Origin of the sequence: Streptomyces sp. NPDC059398, from assembly GCF_042751845.1 — a bacterium.
GTDB lineage: Bacteria > Actinomycetota > Actinomycetes > Streptomycetales > Streptomycetaceae > Streptomyces.
The window spans coordinates 17,104-35,802 of the sequence record NZ_JBHYWP010000030.1 but is presented as its reverse complement, the minus strand read 5'-3'; the positions used below and the strand labels follow the sequence as shown (position 1 = coordinate 35,802).

Below are 18,699 nucleotides of genomic sequence, written 5' to 3'. Positions count from 1 at the left end.
CCTACGTGGTGGCCTGATCGGCAAGCAACCGGATCAGAAAGGGCATGACGGCCCTACCGGTCAACTCGGTCGTGAGTCACGTCACGGTTGCGCAGGGCGATATCACGATCACGTTGCGGTGCCCGGGGAGACGGGTGGTGAGTCGCCCCAGACAAGCGGCAGTCAGCGCGGCGCTGGGCAATCCGGGGATAGGTGGCGCGGGCGAAGACGGTCGGTGGGGTGCGGCCGCCGGTCTGCCTTTGGAGGGCCGTTTAAACACGTTCGGTGTCGCTCATGGCCGAGCGGTCTTTCGTGCACTGGGCTGCGGCGACGGCGATACGTGTTCGGGCAGGTGGGCGTCGGCCGACCAGGCCAGGAAGTTTTGGAGTTCTGCCTGCCAGGGGCAGTGCTGGGCGACCCACCGCTCGCAGCGGGCCTCATGCAGTCGATGAGAACGGTTGCCGTTGCCGTTGCTGTGGCGAGGGACGAGGAACTGTCGGGCTACGCGAAGGCGACCCAGAAGGTGGGCCGTTGTCCCTTGGTGAGGGGTTGCCCATGGCGTTTGGGGTGTTGGGCGAGTTGCATCAGGGGGCAGTTGCCGTAGCGCGGGTGAACCGAGCCGGAAGCCAGGGTCGATTGCAGTGGCGTGGACGGTGATGTCGCAGGCGAGCTGTTCGTGCGCGAAGGGTACGGCCCCAGTGACCGGGGTAGTGGAGAGTACGACAGCTGACTCTGGACGGTCAGGCGCGCGGCAGCGTGCGTCGCAGTCAAGTCGTGGGAAGCCAGGGCTGATGCGACAACGGTAGGGGGCGGGCCCTGTCGCACTCGGCACGAACGGGGTCGCCGTCGTGGTAGTCGTGGTACAGGAAGGCGACCCTGGGCTGTTGCAGGGGAGGCAGACGGCGGGTGTTGGCCAGGACTTGATCGATACATGCCCAACCGGCCCTTCAGCCCGTAGTCCCAGCAGAGGTGTTCGGCATTCCGGTCCTGGCGTCGGCAGTGGGTGCACAGTGGTCCGTCGGACCGCTGGCGACGATCCCGGTGGTGGTGCTGAACCGTGCGTGGGAGCGGCCGCGGCTTCGACGGTCCCGCCATGGCTCAGACCTCCGCATCGACGCGACGTAACGGCGGCAGATTCTCTCTGGCGCGTGTTCTTCCTCTGGCGAACTTCACCGCAGACCTCGTACTTCAGACGAGGGGTGCTCGCTCGGCGGGCGTAGTCATCCTGGCTCATCCTTGGCTGTTTTGGGCCTTGTTTGGGTGCGTTGAGCTGGCGAATTCATTTCGGTCTCCATGACGTGGTGGCCGATTGATACGGCAACCGCGCGGCCTCACCGGGCACGGGGTGATGGGCCATCGACGGCGACTGGATGAGATACGCGGGGTCCTCGCCGAGCCTGGCCCGTTCGACGGCGTCGAGACGGGTGAAGGCCCCGGGCGCAGTCAGCTCCTACCATTCGGGGCGGGAGTGGATGGCGCATATGTCGTGTTAAGCATGCTCAAGGCGGATCCGGCGCAGCTGGTTCGCGCTGAGCTGGCCTCCGTCGAAGACGAGCCCCATCCTCTTCAGAGGCGTCTGGGGGCCCGCATGCAGGAAGCGGGTGAGAAGCAGCCGGGGCGTACCCAGGCCGAGTTCGAGGCCAGTCTTCTCCACGGCTTCGCGGCGGGCGGCCTGCAGTGGGTCTTTCCCCTGCGAGTCGAGGTTGCTGCCCGGGAACTGCCAGAGCCGCGATCTGTAGACCCAGCGTTGCACCGGCCGGTCGTGCTCGTCCCGTATGCGCAGGCAGCCGTACACCGTGTGGTGCGGGACGGCGGCCGGGCAAAGCGGGGCGGTGGTCGAACTCGAAGCCGAGGGGGCCGGGGGGCTTCTTGGGCGGAGGACAGTGGGCCCAAAGGGCGGACAGCAGTTCCCCGCCTGGTGCGTCCGGGGCGACGCTGGCGAGGTCCTCCACGGTGAACAGCGCCTCGAACGAGGCGTAGGAGGTGATCCGCTTCACCAGGATGTCGAGCTCCCGGCCGCTGTCCCGGTCATGGAAGACGACCGTGTCGCCGGCTTCGACGCCCGGCTTCGTGGTGATGCCGGCGTACACCCCGATTGTCCTTCGGCCCGACTCCACCTGCCCGTAAGCGCTCCCGAGAGAGAAGTCATGCCAACGCGATGATGCGGTTCCGGCGGCCCCGGGATCCCCGGTGCCTTTTTGTCGTGTGTCTAGACCATGAGGGGGCCTTCCCAGGAACGTTGGACTCCACGGGGGCGCACAGGGGGCGGCGGAATGCGACGCCGCCCGGCCGCCCCAGTGGAGGGCCGTGCTGTGGTCAGGTCCAGCCCATCGCGGTGTAGGCGGTGCCGTGGGAGATGGCCGCCAGGGCGGTGCGGGTGTAGTCCACGGTCGGGTCGGGCAGCGCGTTCAGCGGCCACCAGCGCCATTCGGTGCACCGGTCCGGTTCCAGCACGGCGGGCTCGCCCTGCCACCGGGTCGCGGTGAAGAACAGCTGGATGCGAGGGACCGGGCCGACGGGATCGACGAGGTCCAGGGTGTGTACGAGGGACAGGTCGCTTTCGGCGACGGCGAGTCCGGTCTCTTCCGCTGTTTCCCGGACCACGCAGGCCACGCCGATGGGGCGAAGGCGCTGTCCGCGTTGCGTTTACCGAGGAGGACCGACCCGTTACGGGTGAGGACGACGTGAGCGCCGACGGTGCTCCGGTTGCGGTGACCTCTCGCCTTACGGACCCGCACGGTCGGGAGCGGGCCTTCGTTGCCGGGAGGCGGGTGCGGATGGTCCTGAAGTGCTTGGAGGACGGCGGTGGTGCCGGGATCCATGGTCATCGCCGCTGTCTCCTCGATGCGGGTCCAGCGCAGTTGGACGCCCTCGGTCAGCTGAATCTCGTGTGCGGCCCGGTTGAGGGTGCCGCGGTAGACGCGGACACGGTTCTTGAAGACCCCGGCGGCGTCGTGGGTGTCCAGGGTGACGAAGCCGGTGAGGTCGGGGATGGTGAGGCCGATCTCCTCGGACAGCTCCCGGACGATGGCCTCGTCGCAATGCTCACCCTGCTCGTTGTCCCCGCCGGGCAGGGCCCAGTGCTCAGGGCGCCAGATGCGTTTGTTCCCGTCACGGAGATGGAGCAGACAGCGGCCCTGGTCGTCGGTGAGCAGGGCCGCTGTGCTGGGGACAACTGGCCAGTCGACCGTGATCCGTGTGTGCTTCTTGCGGAACAGGTGTGGGGCGGTGGCCGTCAAAGTGGTGTCGTGGGGCCGTACGGTGATGCGCGGGCAGCGAGCCGCGCGGTGGTTGCGCTGCCAGTGCTGGACGTGTCCGGCCATCTCATCGGCGGCCGGGCGGCCGGCCGGACCGTGGCCAAGAACGACCAGCTCGTACCTTCCGTTGCCGTCTTCGCCGTCCCCGATCCGCTCGGTGACCAGGCGTGCGAGCGAGGCGCCGCGCACGAGGGCAGCGGCGGGCCAGTGTGGCGGCGGTGGACTGACGAACGTGCGGTGACTCTCGGGGGCGACGGACAGACGGCAGAAGCCCGGAAGCGCTCCGGCCAGGTAGAGGAGCAGGAGGTCGAAGGGCTGTCGGCCCCCGACCGTGACGTTGGTGCGGACCGTGGTGGGCGCACTGCCGAAGGCCGGGGCGAGCCGGTCGACGCTCAGGGGTGCTCCGTCCTCGAACGCGAGGCGGATGCCGGTGCCCGGGATGGTGCGCTGGTGGGAGTCCCATGCTCCGGCGCCCTGCATGGGGACGAATCCGCAGACCGTGAGGGGCTCGTCGCTGTGGAGGGTGCCGTCGCGCGCGGTGAAGCCGATGGCCCAGACGTACTGGTGCAGACGCAGTGGTGCGACGAGGCGCCCGCCCTCTGCCAGGGCATGGATCCAGGGTAGGTCCCAGGTGTCGACGGTGACCACGATCCCGTCGAAGCCCCCGGCTGGGATGACTTCGGAGGGAAGGTGCTCGGCATCAGCGGTGACCACATGGACGTGGTCGTATCCGGTACCGGCCAGGAGGCTGGTGGCGCGGTCGGTGACGGCCGGGTCGATGTCGAGGGTGGTGACGCTTCCGCCAGGGCCTACGAGTTCGGCGAGCAACGCGGCGTTGTAGCCTCCGGAGCCGATCTCCAGGACATGGTGGCCGGGCCGGACGCGGGCTGCTTCCAGCATGGCGGCCTGGAGCCATGGTGCGCTGATGGAGCTGGTGGCCCGGCCGTCGGGCGTGTGACGGGTGGGAATGGCGGCATCGGCGTATGCCTTCTCGACGGGGACTTCCGGGGCGAATGCGTGACGGGGCACGGTGCGGAAGGCATCTTCGACCCGGCTGGTACGGATGTGACCTGCGGTCAGGAGCTGGTCGGTGAGCCGGTCGCGCAGAGCGCTCGCTTCGTGAAGTCCGGCGATGGGAGGAGGCGTCACGGTGGGCCTTTCGTCTTCGGCGGTCACACGGGATCGGCGACGGTGGGAGTGGCGGGGCCCGGGACGCCGGGGCCGGGTGCGAACTGGGCCGCCTGAGCGTGGAACATCGATGCGTAACGTCCCTGAGCGGCGATCAGCTCGTTGTGGTGTCCCTGTTCCGCGAGACGGCCCCGGTCGAGTACGTAGATATGGTCGGCGTGCCGGACGCCGGACATGCGGTGCGTGACGAGGACCACCGCCCGATGCGGCCCGGCGAGCCGCCGGATGCGGTCGAAGGCGGCGATCTCTGCCTCGGGATCGAGGGCGGAGGTGGGTTCATCGACGATGAGGACGCTGTCCGCATCCGATGTGGAGCTGCGCCAGTGGGTGCGGGCCAGGCCGATCTTCTGCCACTCGCCGCCGGAGAGTTCCGTGGCACCGCGGAACATCCGGGCCAGCAGGCTCCGCAGGCCGTCGGTGAGTTTCGCGATGACGGGTGAGGCCCCGGCGTAGTCGGCTGAGGCGTGCAGTTCGTCATCGGTCGCCGCCTGTCCGGGGCGGCCGATGCGGATATTCAGGGCGGCTGTCACCGGCCAGCGCTGGAAGTCCTGCGTCAGCAGCGAGACACGGTCGAACACCCCGGACCGGTTCAGGGCGGAGAGTTCCGCCTCCCCCCAGTGCACCGTGCCGCTCTGCGGCAGCAGCAGCCCCGCCAGGACCTTCATGAGGGTGCTCTTGCCCGAGCCGTTCTCACCCACAACCGCTGTGACCGACCCCATGGGGAGGGTGAGTGAGACCCCGTCCAGCGCCAGTTCGTCGCGGTCCGGATAGCGGTAGGTGACATCGGCGAGGACGACCCGGCCTGCCCGGCGTGGCACCGGTGCGCCGCCGGCGGGGATGGCCCGGCGCGCCGCTACGTCAAGGAACCGGTCGTGGTCCTGGACGTAAAGGGACTCCTCGTGGAGCTGGTTGACGTTCATGACCAGCGCGCCCAGGCTCGCAGAGCCGGAGCGGACCGCGATCACGGCGGTCCCGGCCACGGCGAGACTCATACGCCCGGTCGTGACCAGCCAGAACATCACCGCGTATGTGCAGGCCATCGCCACCCCGGACAGGGCTGCGGCCACCAGCTCCGTGAGGGCCTTGCCGTTGGCGAGGCGCTTCTGCTCGGCCTCGGCGCTCTCGGCCATGTCCCGGTACTTGTCGAGAAGGAAGGGACCGACGGAGTGGATCCGCACTTCCTGGGCCGCGGTGCGCTCGGTGAGCAGATTGCCGATGAGGCGACTGGCGCGCACGTGCTCGATCCAGTTCATCATGGACACATAGCGCTCCTGGGCGACCCGCATGGCTCCCCAGCCGCGCGGGGCTGCGATCAGAACCAGCATCGGCAGCAGAGCGGGATGCAGCACGGTCAGGATGCTTGCCGTGGCGATCAGGGAGATCGTGCCGTTCAGGGCGGCGACGCAGGCACTGATCATGCGGCGGGCGGACGCGGCGCCGTACTGTGCGACGTCGATCAGCCGCCGGAACTCGGGGTCCTCGATGGCCTCCAGCTCCACCGCGGCGGCAGCGGCCAGGTACTCGGTCGTCGCGACCCGCTCCACCAGTGGCTCCAGCCGGCCGGCGCGTGAGGTGGACCAGCCCGCGAGGCCGGCGTTGGCGACCGCGACGACAGCTGCGGCGACCAGCGCGGGCAGCGCCTTGTGCAGGCGGTCTGTGGGCGTGCCGCCACCGAGTAGGGCGTGCATGACGGCATTGACCGCCAGTAGGCTGACGGCTGCCGCGACGCCCTGCCCGATCTCACTGAACCCGACGGTGAGCAGGGCCGGCCGGTCCACGGCCCAGGCGCGGCGCAAGGTGCCGCCCACCAGGCGGGGCATGGCGCGGATGGCCGAGAGCATCGTCAAGTCGAGCCGTGCGTGCTCGTGTTCGGCCCAGCCCATGTCGTAACGCAATGGGCCGCCGAACAGTTCCTGTTCGGCGCCGGAGACCTGGGGTTCGGCCATTCGTACGGGTCTGAAGAAGCGCTTCAAAGGGTGCCTCCCGAGTCGGTCCGGTTCAGTGCCCTGTACGAGGGGCCTTCGGTGGGTTCGGTCATGCCAGGTACCTCGTATCCGGTTGTGAACCGTTCCTGAGGAAGGCGGTGCAGCCGTCAGCGGGGCGAGCGGAGATGTCCGCTGGGCAGGCGGCGTTTTCGAACGCAGGATGAACAAGCGCAGGGCGGTGCAAGCGATGCATGGGGGCCTCCTCGGGCACGATGCGGACAGGTGATCGGTTAACTGGGCCTCTCCCGTGGTCGTTACGGGTGCGCGGGGGCGAAATCTAGAACTCGATTTCGAATGAGCCGGGTGACCCTTGGTGGGGCGGGGGCGCGGTGTCGTGATGCTGCGTTCGATCACTCGTGTGGGTTCCGGTACTTCCTCCGGGGGATTGCCAAGTGCGGCCCCGGCGGTCATGGCGCAGCCGGTTCCGGCCGGAGGGCGACGACCTCGCCCGGGAGGGCCTGGCCGAGTGGCAGCGGCTGTACGAGGTCGCAGCTGAGCCCGGTCACTTCGGGCCGCGCCCCGCACCCGTACCTTTAACGTCCGGATCCGAGGCGCACGGCCTGCCGGATAGCCGGATAGCTCTGGTGGCGGTCAACTCGCCTGCAGAGCGGTCGACTTCAGTGGATTACTTGAACGCTTTGAGTGGCATAGGGGCGCATCGAAGGCACCATGTCCTGGCTGGCTGGCTGGCTGGCTGGTTGGGCCCCCGGCGCCCCAACCACCGTGTTCCTTTGGTGCCTTGCAGTGCCCTGTGCTCCTGCAAGCTGCTCAAGCCGACCATCCGGCAGCGCACGGTCCGAGGAACAAGCTCAGTGGCCGGTGGCGAGCAGCCAGATCCCGATGGCTGTGAACAGGGCGCCGATCGCGAGAGGAAACGCGACATCCCAGACCCGTCTGCCGGTAAGGGCGATTCGTGCGCCCGCCGGGGCATCGGGAAGGTAGCTCACCGGGACCGCACCGCCCACGGGAAGGCCCCTGATCCCGGATGAGCTGGACCGGAACGTGTGCCGACTGCCCTGCACATCAACGAATTCGACCACCGCGAAGTAGCTGGGGCCGTCCTTTCCGGATTCCATGTGGTGGCGGACCACCAGGCCCCTGACGCGGATTCCCTCGCGTTGGAGGCGGTGCTGGATCATGGCCTCATGGGCGCCGGCCCCGAGGCCGAGGATGCCTCCCACCAGTACCATCGCAATCCACACCGCTGCCTTCCCTTCCCTGCCTCGGGTGGCTCTCCGGCAAGCTCCTGTCGCAGGAGAGAGGACGCTCCATCGGCTGGAGGCGGTTCCTGGTCAGGAGACCTGGGCCCGTCGCCGGGTCCAGGTCTCGCGTGTGACCGCGTACTCCACGTCGCCGTGCTCGGCTCCCTCGATCGGCTCCGGCCACTCCTCGAAGAAGGTGCGGACCAGAGACAGGCCGGCCTTCTCCAGGACCCGCCTGGAGGCGGTGTTGACCGTCATCGTGGTGGCCACGATCCGGTCCACCGCCAGCTCGGTGAACGCGTGGTGCACCAGCGCCCGTGCGCCCTCGGTGGCATAGCCCAGGCCCCAGGCGGACGGCAGTATCCGGTAGCCCAGCTCTGTTCCGCCGTTCAGGCCGATGCTGGTCGCGGGCCGCAGCGAGAGCCACCCCAAGAACGCCCGGGACGACTTCTCCGCTGCGGCGAAACAGCCCTGGCCGGCCGGGAGTTCGTCGTACTCGCGGAGGATGCGCGGCAACTGCTGCTGTCCGACGGCGTCCCTGGACACGGGGCGGCCGTCATCGATGTGCCGCATGACGTCGGGGTGACCGTGCAGGGCTGCCAGGGCGTCGATGTCTGCCCCGGTGAAGCGGCGGAGCGTCATCCGCTCCGTTTCCAAGTAGGTGCTCACGCGGCGATTCGAGCAGCACGCCTGCCGTACGGCAACTTGTTTCCGGCCGCCCGCCCTCGGGCCGGCCCGTCGGCGACGGGGGGACGGACGCCGAGGCGTGCCGGGCGGAAGCGACGATGGCGGTCACGGATCAGTGACGGCGATGCGGAATCGGCTCGACGCCGGTCCTCATCGCTGACGGGCCGGGTGCCCGGCGGTCACCCCCGGTTACTATGCTCACCTCATGCCGGAGGCCGGAAGCCAGGGGCGCACCGCCATCGACGGACTGCTCGGGGAGTAGGGAGAGCGGCTTGCCGGTCGGAACTCCCCGGATTCTCCCCAGCTCCGTTGACGGGTGAATCCCGCAGCTCCGCCCTTCCCGAGCTGGTCGTGTACGGCAAGGCTGAAGAAACAGGTGGCCTGGAAAATGCTGAGAGAGGTCACTGCGACCCGCTATGTCACGCCGCTGCGTGAGGGCGGATCGCTCCCCGGGATCGTCGAGGCCGATGATCTCGGTACGTACGTCATGAAGTTCACCGGCGCCGGGCAGGGCCGCAAGACGCTCGTCGCCGAGGTCATCTGCGGGCAGCTGGGCCGCAGGCTGGGGCTGCGCGTGCCCGAGCTGGTGCGGATGCAGCTGGATCCCGTCATCGGGCTCTCCGAACCCGACCAGGAGGTGCAGGAGCTGCTGAAGGCGAGCGGCGGGCTGAACCTCGGGATGGACTACCTGCCCGGGTCGCTCGGCTTCGACCCGCTCGCCTACCAGGTGGGGCCCGAGGAGGCCGGGCGGATCGTCTGGTTCGACGCGCTGATCAACAACGTCGACCGGTCCTGGCGCAACCCCAACCTGCTCGTCTGGCACGGCGATCTCTGGCTCATCGATCACGGGGCCACCATGATCTGGCACCACAACTGGCCGTCCGCGAAGAACTACGGCAGCAAGCCGTACGACGCCTCGGACCACGTCCTGGCGACCTTCGCCCCGGACATCGCCGCGGCGGCGGCCGGGCTGGCGCCGCTCGTCACCGAGGAACTGCTCACCGAGGTCGCCGCCGATGTGCCCGACGCCTGGCTGGCGGACGAGGCCGGGTTCGGCAGCACCGGCGAGCTGCGCCGCGCGTATGTGGAGGTCCTGCTGGAGCGGGCCGCGTCGGTGCACACCCGGATCACGATCGGGCCGCAGACACCCACCGGGCCGTCCCGCGCCCCGGGCTGGCTCGCCGAGCGGCTGGCTCCTCCCGCGCGGCAGCAGGGCGAGAAGCAGCAGGGCGAGAAGAAGGACGGCACCCGATGACCGGGGGCGGGCCCGGCCGCCGGGACGTCTACGAGTACGCCCTGCTGCGTGTGGTGCCGCGGGTCGAGCGCGGCGAGATGTTCAACGCCGGGGTGCTGGTCTACTGCCGGGCCAGGTCGTTCGTCGCCGCCCGTACGTATCTGGACGAGGCGAAGCTCAAGATGCTCGACCCGGATGCCGACGTCGTCGGGGTGCGGGCCGCGCTGCGTGCCGTCGTAGGGGTCTGCGACGGCGGCGAGGCGGCGGGCCAGGCGGGCCCCGAGGATGCCGGGCGGCGGTTCCGCTGGCTGATCGCACCCCGTTCGACGGTCGTGCAGCCCGGTCCCGTGCACATCGGGCTGACCACCGATCCGGCCGCCGAGGCCGACCGGCTGCTCCGGCTGCTGGTGCGCTGAGAGGGTGGCACCCGGTGTGACGTTCACTCCTGATTCCGTGTGCCGTTGACACCGGGTGCCAGGCCTTCTAGCGTCTCGTCTGCTGAAGGTACTAAGCGGTTGCTCAGTGATCGAGGGCCGCGATCCGAGGGCGAGGAGAGCCAGTATGTCCACCACCGAGCAGCGCGTTGCCATCGTGACCGGGGCCGCGCGCGGCATTGGCGCGGCCACCGCCGTACGTCTGGCGGCGGAGGGCCGCGCCGTCGCCGTACTCGACCTCGACGAGGCGGCCTGCAAGGACACCGTCGAGAAGATCACCTCCGCGGGCGGCCGGGCCATCGCCGTGAGCTGTGACGTCTCGGACAGCGCCCAGGTCGAGGCTGCGGTGGACCGGGTCGCGGCGGAGCTGGGCGCCCCGACGATCCTCGTCAACAACGCGGGCGTCCTCCGCGACAACCTGCTCTTCAAGATGAGCGAGTCCGACTGGGACACGGTCATGAACGTCCACCTCAAGGGTGCGTTCCTGATGTCCAAGGCGGTCCAGAAGCACATGGTGGACGCCAAGTTCGGACGGATCGTCAGCCTGTCGTCGAGTTCCGCGCTCGGCAACCGCGGCCAGGCCAACTACTCCGCGGTCAAGGCCGGCCTCCAGGGCTTCACCAAGACCCTCGCCAAGGAGCTCGGCAAGTTCGGCGTCACCGCCAACGCCGTCGCTCCCGGCTTCATCGTCACCGAGATGACCGCGCAGACGGCGGCGCGCGTCGGCATGGGCTTCGAGGACTTCCAGGCGGCGGCCGCGACCCAGATCCCGGTGCAGCGCGTGGGCAGGCCCGAGGACATCGCCAACGCCATCGCCTTCTTCACCGGTGAGGACGCGGGATTCGTGTCCGGCCAGGTCATGTACGTCGCCGGCGGCCCGCTCAACTGATCAGGTAATCAAGGGACAACGGACATGACTGCACAGGACAGCGGGAAGGTCGCGCTGATCACCGGCGCGAGCCGCGGCATCGGATACGGCATCGCCGAGGCGTTCGTCGCCCGCGGCGACCGGGTCTGCATCACCGGACGCAACGAGGACGCGCTCAAGGCGGCCGTGGAGAGGCTCGGCGCCGACCGGGCGATCGGCGTCGCAGGCAAGGCCCATGACGAGGCCCACCAGGCGGCGGCCGTCGAGCGGGTCATGGAGACGTTCGGCAGGGTCGACCACCTGGTCAACAACGCGGGGACCAACCCGGTGTTCGGCCCGATGGCCGAGATGGACCTGAACGTGGCGCGCAAGGTCTACGAGACCAACGTCATCTCGGCGCTCGGCTTCGCCCAGCAGACCTGGAAGGCGTGGCAGAAGGAGAACGGCGGCGCGATCGTGAACATCGCGTCCGTCGCCGGGGTCTCCGCTTCGCCCTTCATCGGCGCTTACGGCATGAGCAAGGCCGCGATGGTCAACCTCACGCTCCAGCTCGCGCACGAGTTCGCCCCGGCGGTACGGGTCAACGCCCTCGCGCCCGCCGTCGTGAAGACCAAGTTCGCCGAGGCGCTGTACGAGGGCCGCGAGGAGGAGGCCGCGGCCGCCTACCCGCTGGGCAGGCTCGGGGTGCCCGCGGACATCGGGGGCGCCGCCGCGTTCCTCACCTCCGACCAGTCGGGCTGGGTCACCGGGCAGACCCTGGTGATCGACGGCGGGATCTTCCTCAACGCCGGGGTCGGCTGAGCCGCCGTCCCGGACGGCCGGGTCGGCTGAGCAGCGGTCCCACCCGCTGCGCCTGCCGACCGTGGCTGCGCCTTGCCGACCACGGCTGCGCCCGCCCACCGCGCGGCCCCGGACAGCTGTCCGGGGCCGTTGTCAGTGGTCGCCGGTAGGTTCTGTGCTGAAGAACGGATCGCACCCCGGAGGTTGTTGACGTGACCGGTACCGACATGCTGCCCGAGTCCTGGCGCGGCGTCCTCGGCGATGAGCTGGAGAAGCCCTACTTCAAGGAGCTCACCGCGTTCGTCGAGGCGGAGCGGGCCAAGGGGCCGGTCTACCCGCCGCGCGACGAGGTGTTCGCAGCGCTGGACGCCACGCCGTACGACCGGGTGAAGGTGCTGGTCCTCGGCCAGGATCCGTACCACGGCGAGGGCCAGGGCCACGGTCTCTGCTTCTCGGTCCGCCCCGGTGTCCGGACGCCGCCCTCGCTGCGGAACATCTACAAGGAGATGAAGGAGGAGCTCGGTCACCCGGTCCCGGACAACGGCTATCTGATGCCCTGGGCCGAGCAGGGCGTCCTGCTGCTCAACGCGGTGCTCACGGTGCGCGCGTCCGAGGCCAACTCCCACAAGGGCAAGGGCTGGGAGAGGTTCACGGACGCGGTGATCACCGCGGTGGCCGCAAGGCCGGACCCCGCGGTCTTCGTCCTCTGGGGCAACTACGCACAGAAGAAGCTCCCGCTCATCGACGAGGAGCGTCATGTGGTGGTGAAGGGCGCACACCCCTCGCCGCTGTCCGCGAAGAAGTTCTTCGGCTCGCATCCCTTCACCCAGATCGACAAGGCTGTCGCGGAGCAGGGCCACGAGCCGATCGACTGGCGGATCCCCGACCTGGGCTGACCGGCACCGGGACAGCCCGTAGTGTCGGTGGCACGCCGGGACAAACCGGACATCCGCGTGGGTACGGGTAGAGGAGGCAGCGGTGGCGGAGTCGCAGCAGGAGTCGGAACGGGAGACACCGGGGGACGCCGTCATGGGCAGGATCGGCCAAGTGATCATGCTGCTGCACGGAGGCGACCGGGAGGAGGCCCGCAACCGGTTCGCCGGGCTGTGGGCCGAGATCGGCGAGTCCGGCGACGCACTGCACCGGTGCACCCTCGCGCACTACATGGCGGACACCCAGGACGACGCCGAGGACGAACTGCTCTGGGATCTGCGGGCGCTGGCCGCGGCCGATGGCCTGGATGACGAGCGGGTCGGCCGTCATGACGCCGCAGCCGCCGTCCGCGGTTTCTACCCCTCCCTGCACCTCAACCTGGCGGCCGACTACCTGAAGCTGCGTCGCAGAGAGGCGGCGCGCCTGCATCTGCGGCAGGCGCGGTCCGCGACGGGAGCACTGGCCGACGACGGCTACGGCGACGGCGTACGGGCGGCGATCGAGCGTCTTGAGTGGCGGCTGGGGGAGGAGGGGTAGGCGGGCGGACAAGAAGGGGCAGGGGTCACCGGCCGTACGGAAGGGGCAGGGGTCACCGGACGTACGGAGGGGCAGGAGTCACCGGCCGTACGTCTGGCGGCAGATCCGGGCCTGCGGGCTGTCCGCCGGCCAGCCTCCGTAGCCTTCGCCGAGCGCGCAGACGCCCGCCGGGTGGCCGGACGGGTGACCCGCCCGCTCCGGATGCCGCCGCGGGAGCGGCCGGTCGGGGTGCCCGCTTCCGGGCTGTGCCGCACGGGGGCGTGCGGGCCGGACCGCACGGCGGACCGGTGCGGGGCCCGCGTCCCGCTCCGTCCCGCTTCCGGGCCCGGCTTCGCCGGACGGACGGTGTGCGGCCGGAGCCGCGTCCCGGCTCCCGGCACCGCTCCCCGCCCCCGGCCGGGGGGATACGGTCTCCAGCGCCTCGACCGGGGGGCTCTGCACGATCTGCGGGCCGGTGCGCTGCGCATGGTGGCCGGGCGTCCTGGACTGCCCGGGTGCCGGTGCCCGCTCCGGAGGGACGGCTACGCATCCCGAGGCGGCCGAGACGGCTGCCGCCAGCAGGGCCAGGGCGACGATCTTCGTGGAGTGCACCCGTCCAACTCTGCTGCCCACAGGAGCTGTTCTGCGTACCGGAAGCGGAGATTGACCCCGCACGGGTGAGTGGGGCTAGTCGCCGGTGACGCCGTCGATGCATTCGCGGAGCAGATCCGCGTGCCCGTTGTGGCGCGCGTACTCCTCGATCATATGGGTGTAGATCCACCGCAGGCTGAAGGGTTCGCCCTGTCGGCCGCGCCCCTTCGAGAGGTCGTCCAGCGAGTAGCCGGCCGCCACCTCACGGGCGTGGGCGATCTCCCGCTGCCAGGTGCCGTACGCCTCGTCCCAGGTGTCCGCGTCGGTGAGATGGAACTCCCCGTCCGGGTCCTCCTCGCTGAAGTAGAGGGGCGGGGTGTCCTCACCCGCCAGCACCTCGCGGAACCAGCCCCGTTCCACCTCGACCATATGCCGTACGAGCCCGAGCAGGGACAGCTCCGACGGAGGCACGGAGGCCTGGCGCAACTGCTTGTCGTCCAGGCCCGCGCATTTGACGGCCAGCGTCGCGCGGTGGTAGTCGAGCCACCCTTCCAGCATGGTGCGTTCGTCGGCCGTGAGGGAGGGTTCCTGGCGTTCGGGTGTCGTCATGCGGAGCATCATCACCCACGGACCGGCGGCCCCGCCACGCGATATCCGGGCCCCGGTATCCATGCCCCGTACATGCCCCGACGGCATGCGGGACCGGCACACGTATGCTGCCCAGGCGCACGGCACCGGGGTCGCACCCGGGCCTGGCAGGCCGGTCCACGACCGGTCGGCTGAGCGGCGTATCGACAGACGGACACATCGACCAGGTCGGCTGGATCAGCCGGCCCGACGGCATCGGCATACGAGCGAGACACGGTTGGGGAGGCCCCTGTGAAGGTCGGCTGCATTGGGCTCGGGGACATCGCACAGAAGGCGTATCTGCCGGTACTGACGGCCCTGCCCGGGGTCGAACTGCACCTCCAGACCCGGACCCCGGCCACCCTCACCCGTACCGCCGAGACCTTCCACATCCCGGCGGACCGCTGTCACCGGGACCTGGACTCCCTGCTGGCTCAGGGGCTGGACGCCGCGTTCGTCCACGCCCCGACCGCCGTGCACCCCGAGATCGCGAGCCGGCTGCTGGAAGCGGGTGTGCCGACCTGTGTCGACAAGCCGCTCGCCTACGAACTCGCCGATTCCGAGCGGCTGGTGGACCTCGCCGAAGACCGTGGCGTGAGCCTCGCCGTCGGCTTCAACCGGCGGCTGGCGCCGGGTTACGCCCAGTGCGCAGAACAGCCCCGCGATCTGATCCTGATGCAGAAGAACCGGACGGACCTCGCGGAGGACCCGCGCACCCTGGTCCTCGACGACTTCATCCACGTCGTCGACACCCTGCGCTTCCTCGCACCGGGCCCCGTCGAGCACATCGACGTACGGGCCCGGATCCGCGAAGGGCTGATGCACCATGTGGTGCTCCACCTCTCCGGTGACGGCTTCTCCGCGATCGGCTCGATGAACCGGCTGAGCGGCTCCACCGAGGAGATCCTCGAAGTCTCGGGCGGCGGCGCCAAGCGACAGGTCGTCAATCTCGCGGAGATCATCGATCACAAGGGGCAACCGACCATCCGCCGGCGCGGCGACTGGGTCCCGGTGGCCCGCCAGCGCGGTATCGAGCAGTCCGTACGGGGCTTCCTCGATGCGGTGGCGGCCGGCAGGCTGCTCAGCGCCAGGGACGCCCTGCTGACCCATGAACTCTGTGAGCGTGTGGTCCTGCGGGCTCAGGAGCAGGCCGCCTGACCGAGCGCAGCCCCTCGACCGCGCACAGCACGGCGAGGACGGCCAGCGCGCCGTGGACCGGCCAGTCACCGAACCGGACGTAGAGCGTCGTGCCGTGGGCCAGCGGGATGTCGTACAGCTGCGCCGTACTGCGGCCGGTCCCCAGCCACGGGCCCACCCGGTCGCCCCCAGGGCCGTACACCGCGCTCACCCCGGTGAGCGTCGCGTGCACCACCGGGCGGCCGCTCTCGGCCGCCCGCAGCGCCGCCAGCGACGCATGCTGCTCGGGGGCCCAGCTGTGCTGGAAGGACGAGGTGGACGACTGGGCGACGAGGAGCTGCGAGCCGTCCTTCGTCAGCTGCCTGCTCATGTCGGGGAACGCCGTCTCGAAACAGATCAGCGGCCCCACCCGGAGTCCGCCGGGCAGCTTCATGACGACCTGGTGCGTGCCCTGTCTGCGGTCCTCGCCCGCGGCCCGGCCCACCGATGTCGCCCAGCCGAGCAGTGAACGTGCCGGGATGTACTCGCCGAACGGGACCAGCCGCATCTTGTCGTAGCGGTCGCCGGTCAGCCCCTTGGGCCCGACGAGTACGGAGCTCTTGTAGATGCCCGGGGCGTCGGACCGTCTGGCATCCACATTGACCAGGATGTCCGCGCCGGTCTGCCGGGACAGCCGGGCGATACGCGCCGTCAGGTCCGGGCGGGCCGTCAGATCGTGTACGACGCTGCTCTCACCCCACACCACCAGGTCGACATGACGGCCCGCCAGCTGCCTTGTCAGGGCCTCGCTGCGGTCGAACCGGGCATCGACGCCGGGTACGACCCCCGGCTGGACGACCGCGACCCGGGTCCCGCCGCCCGTTTCGGGGCGCGGCGCCCACAGCCAGACCGCCCCGGTGAGGACGGCGCAGGCCAGCACCCCCGCCACCGCCGTCGTACGCGCGGAGTCGACCACGAGCAGCGCCACGGCCCCGGTGTTGACCGCCACCACGAGGAGGCTCACCAGCCAGACCCCGCCCACCGACGCGAGCCGCAGCGCCGGAGCGACCTGCCACTGGCTGGAGCCGAGCAGGCCCCAGGGGCCGCCGAGTCCCTGCCACGACCTCACCAGTTCCACCATCAGCCAGCCGGAGGGGACCACGAGCAGCGCCGCCGCCACCCGCGCGGCGCCCGCGGCCCCGCCCAGCATCCAGCGGACCAGCCACCCCCAGGGCGCCCAGAGCAGCCCGAGCAGCGCCGCGAGGACCACGATGAAGACATTCAGGCTGGGAATCAGCCAGTGGTGTACGGAGATCATGAACCCGGTGCCGCCGAGCCAGCCGTCCAGCGCGGCCCGCCGCCCCGTGGGCGCCCCGCGTGCCAGCAGCATCCAGGGCACCAGGGCCACATAGGCGAACCACCAGAGGGACGGCGCCGGGAAGGCGAGCGCCGGAAGAGCCCCGGCCAGCAGCGCCGCGGCGCCGCGCCACCAGGGCGAGAGGCCGGCCCCGCGCAGTCGCTCCAGGGGGATCCGCATCCAGCGCCTCCTCGCTCCCGCCCCGTGAGCAGCCTCGTGCGGATGGTCTCCGCCGAGTTGTCGTTTCCCACAGTGTGGGGGAGTGGAACGGTTGCCGACAGTGCGCCCCACCCGTACGGCGTATCAGGCGTCGCCCGGCGCGCCCGGAACGCGCCGCCACTTCTCCTGCACGACGACCCGGAGCAGCCGCCACCCGGGCTCGGTCCTCACCAGGCTGAAGGCGTAGCGGCCGGCGGAGACGAAGTTGGGCGCGGCCGGTGCGTCGCCCTCGCCGGAACCACCCGCCCCGGCCTCACCGGCACCTTGGGCCGGCTGGGACGGCAGGGACTGGAGCCGCATCGGGTTGAGGTAGTCGGCCCGCAGCTCCGCCCGGTCTCCCGGGTAGCCGCCCAGGTCCTGGAGCCGCAGCCGCCGGTTGACGATCAGGTGCTGGCGTACCGGGAAGAGCCGCATCGTCTCCGCCAGCCAGTCGGCTACCTCCGCCGCGGGCCCTTCCACCCCGCCGGCCGAGCGGTAGTCGGCCCGGCCGTCCGGGGCGAACAGGGCCCGGTAGTCGTCCCATTGGCCGTCGTCCACGGCTGCCGCGTAACCGGTGATCAGGTCGTCGATGTCCAGGCGGTCCATCACGGTAGCGAGTTCCACGCGCTGAGTCATCGGCTCAGTCTCCGGCACCCGGTGCCCCGGGCCAAGGGGTCTGCACGGCCGCCCGCGGTTCTGGACGGCCGGCCCCGGTGGCCGCAACTCCGCCTGTGGGCAGGCGCTTGTGGGCCCGCGCTTGTGGGCCCGCCGGTCACCGTGCTAGAGCTGCTCGCCCGGAGGAGACCCGGCCCGCCCTGTCCGGTCCGGGCCTGCCCCGGCCGCGATGGAGGAGTGCTGCCCGGATGACCGTACGCATCGAACGCAACGGCCCCGTCACCACCGTGGTGCTCGCACGGCCCGAGGCGCGCAACGCCGTCGACGGCCCGACCGCCCGCGCTCTCGCCGATGCCTTCCGTGCGTTCGACGCCGACCCGGACGCCTCTGTGGCCGTGCTCTGGGGTGAAGGAGGCACCTTCTGCGCGGGCGCCGACCTGAAGGCCATCGGCACCCCGCGCGGCAACACCGTCACGGCGACCGTCGGCGCGGGGGACGGCCCGATGGGCCCCACCCGGATGCGACTCGGCAAGCCGGTGATCGCCGCCGTCTCCGGTCACGCGGTGGCCGGAGGGCTCGAACTCGCGCTCTGGTGCGATCTGCGGGTGGCCGATGAGGACGCGGTGTTCGGGGTGTTCTGCCGCCGCTGGGGCGTTCCGCTGATCGACGGCGGGACCGTACGGCTGCCGCGCCTCATCGGTGAGAGCCGGGCGATGGACCTCGTCCTGACCGGCCGCCCGGTCGATGCCGCGGAGGCGCTCGCGATCGGGCTGGCCAACCGGGTGGTCCCCGCAGGTACGGCGCGGGCGGCCGCCGAGGAACTCGCCGTGTCCATCGCGGCGTTCCCTCAGATGTGTCTGCGGGAGGACCGCCTCGCCCTGCTGGAGCAGGGCGGTCTCTCCGAGGCCGACGCACTGGCGGGCGAACTGCGGCACGGCCTGGTCTCCCTCACCCGGGCCCGGCGAGGAGCGGACGAGTTCGCCGCGGGCGCGGGCCGGCACGGATCGTTCGACCCGCCGCCGGATCCCTGACCCGCCACCGGTCCTTGCTTGGCCGGTCCCTGGCTCGTAGTCGGTTTCTGTCCCACAGCCCGCCCCGGCCCGCTGCCGGGTCCCCCGCCGGCCGACCGTTC

General features: G+C 70.5%; 17 protein-coding genes and 1 pseudogene. 8 read left to right on the top strand and 10 right to left on the bottom strand.

Features of this window, described 5'->3' with window-relative positions:
- Positions 1-1,468 precede the first annotated feature (1,468 nt).
- The 6 genes and pseudogenes from ACFXBC_RS13865 to ACFXBC_RS13840 form a co-directional block, all read right to left on the bottom strand.
- Positions 1,469-1,732, bottom strand: coding sequence for an NUDIX domain-containing protein (locus ACFXBC_RS13865; protein WP_385023108.1), 264 nt, complete (start codon positions 1,730-1,732; stop codon positions 1,469-1,471).
- A 563-nt stretch (positions 1,733-2,295) separates the two neighbouring features.
- Complete coding sequence (locus ACFXBC_RS13860) at positions 2,296-2,583, bottom strand: NUDIX domain-containing protein (protein WP_385023106.1); 288 nt, start codon at positions 2,581-2,583, stop codon at positions 2,296-2,298.
- A 461-nt stretch (positions 2,584-3,044) separates the two neighbouring features.
- Positions 3,045-4,385, bottom strand: a pseudogene (gene fxlM / locus ACFXBC_RS13855) (methyltransferase, FxLD system); the annotation flags it as partial.
- A gap of 23 nt (positions 4,386-4,408) precedes the next feature.
- Positions 4,409-6,370, bottom strand: coding sequence for an ATP-binding cassette domain-containing protein (locus ACFXBC_RS13850; RefSeq protein WP_385023104.1), 1,962 nt, complete (start codon positions 6,368-6,370; stop codon positions 4,409-4,411).
- An 848-nt stretch (positions 6,371-7,218) separates the two neighbouring features.
- A complete protein-coding gene (locus tag ACFXBC_RS13845) occupies positions 7,219-7,611 on the bottom strand; it encodes a DUF3592 domain-containing protein (protein WP_385023102.1) in 393 nt (130 codons plus the stop codon).
- 90 nt (positions 7,612-7,701) lie between these two features.
- Complete coding sequence (locus ACFXBC_RS13840; protein ID WP_385023100.1) at positions 7,702-8,280, bottom strand: GNAT family N-acetyltransferase; 579 nt, start codon at positions 8,278-8,280, stop codon at positions 7,702-7,704.
- Positions 8,281-8,686: 406 nt separating this feature from the next.
- Between ACFXBC_RS13840 and ACFXBC_RS13835 the strand changes: the two genes are divergently transcribed.
- The 6 genes from ACFXBC_RS13835 to ACFXBC_RS13810 all read left to right on the top strand — a co-directional run bounded on the left by ACFXBC_RS13835 (position 8,687) and on the right by ACFXBC_RS13810 (position 13,084).
- On the top strand, positions 8,687-9,553 hold the full coding sequence (locus tag ACFXBC_RS13835; protein ID WP_385023098.1) for a HipA family kinase: 867 nt from the start codon (positions 8,687-8,689) through the stop codon (positions 9,551-9,553).
- Positions 9,550-9,948, top strand: coding sequence for a DUF3037 domain-containing protein (locus ACFXBC_RS13830; RefSeq protein WP_385023096.1), 399 nt, complete (start codon positions 9,550-9,552; stop codon positions 9,946-9,948). Before ACFXBC_RS13835 ends, ACFXBC_RS13830 begins: the two co-directional genes overlap by 4 nt.
- Before the next feature lie 145 nt (positions 9,949-10,093).
- Positions 10,094-10,855, top strand: coding sequence for a 3-oxoacyl-ACP reductase FabG (gene fabG / locus ACFXBC_RS13825; protein ID WP_385023094.1), 762 nt, complete (start codon positions 10,094-10,096; stop codon positions 10,853-10,855).
- Between the two features lie 24 nt (positions 10,856-10,879).
- On the top strand, positions 10,880-11,635 hold the full coding sequence (locus ACFXBC_RS13820) for an SDR family oxidoreductase (protein ID WP_385023092.1): 756 nt from the start codon (positions 10,880-10,882) through the stop codon (positions 11,633-11,635).
- Positions 11,636-11,826: 191 nt separating this feature from the next.
- Positions 11,827-12,510, top strand: a complete 684-nt coding sequence (ung, locus tag ACFXBC_RS13815) for a uracil-DNA glycosylase (RefSeq protein WP_385023090.1) — start codon at positions 11,827-11,829, stop codon at positions 12,508-12,510.
- A gap of 133 nt (positions 12,511-12,643) precedes the next feature.
- Entirely contained in the window at positions 12,644-13,084 is a 441-nt protein-coding gene (locus ACFXBC_RS13810) for a hypothetical protein (protein WP_385023160.1), read from the top strand.
- A gap of 78 nt (positions 13,085-13,162) precedes the next feature.
- Here the strand turns inward: ACFXBC_RS13810 and ACFXBC_RS13805 are convergent, their stop codons facing one another.
- Positions 13,163-13,675: a hypothetical protein gene (locus ACFXBC_RS13805; protein ID WP_385023088.1), complete on the bottom strand. Its 513-nt coding sequence runs from the start codon at positions 13,673-13,675 to the stop codon at positions 13,163-13,165.
- Positions 13,676-13,750: 75 nt separating this feature from the next.
- On the bottom strand, positions 13,751-14,263 hold the full coding sequence (locus ACFXBC_RS13800; protein ID WP_385023086.1) for a DinB family protein: 513 nt from the start codon (positions 14,261-14,263) through the stop codon (positions 13,751-13,753).
- A gap of 270 nt (positions 14,264-14,533) precedes the next feature.
- Between ACFXBC_RS13800 and ACFXBC_RS13795 the strand changes: the two genes are divergently transcribed.
- A complete protein-coding gene (locus ACFXBC_RS13795) occupies positions 14,534-15,439 on the top strand; it encodes a Gfo/Idh/MocA family protein (protein WP_385023084.1) in 906 nt (301 codons plus the stop codon).
- Here the strand turns inward: ACFXBC_RS13795 and lnt are convergent.
- Positions 15,363-16,934 carry an apolipoprotein N-acyltransferase gene (gene lnt, locus ACFXBC_RS13790; RefSeq protein WP_385023082.1) on the bottom strand — a complete coding sequence of 524 codons (1,572 nt, stop codon included), beginning with the start codon at positions 16,932-16,934 and terminating at the stop codon, positions 15,363-15,365. The two genes, ACFXBC_RS13795 and lnt, sit on opposite strands and share 77 nt — an antisense overlap.
- A 123-nt stretch (positions 16,935-17,057) precedes the next feature.
- The gene (locus ACFXBC_RS13785) at positions 17,058-17,588 is read right to left on the bottom strand and encodes a nuclear transport factor 2 family protein (protein WP_385023080.1); all 531 of its coding nucleotides are present in this window, start codon (positions 17,586-17,588) and stop codon (positions 17,058-17,060) included.
- Positions 17,589-17,815: 227 nt separating this feature from the next.
- Here ACFXBC_RS13785 and ACFXBC_RS13780 point away from each other — a divergent pair, with 227 nt between their 5' ends.
- Positions 17,816-18,598, top strand: coding sequence for a crotonase/enoyl-CoA hydratase family protein (locus tag ACFXBC_RS13780; RefSeq protein WP_385023078.1), 783 nt, complete (start codon positions 17,816-17,818; stop codon positions 18,596-18,598).
- Positions 18,599-18,699 lie beyond the last annotated feature (101 nt).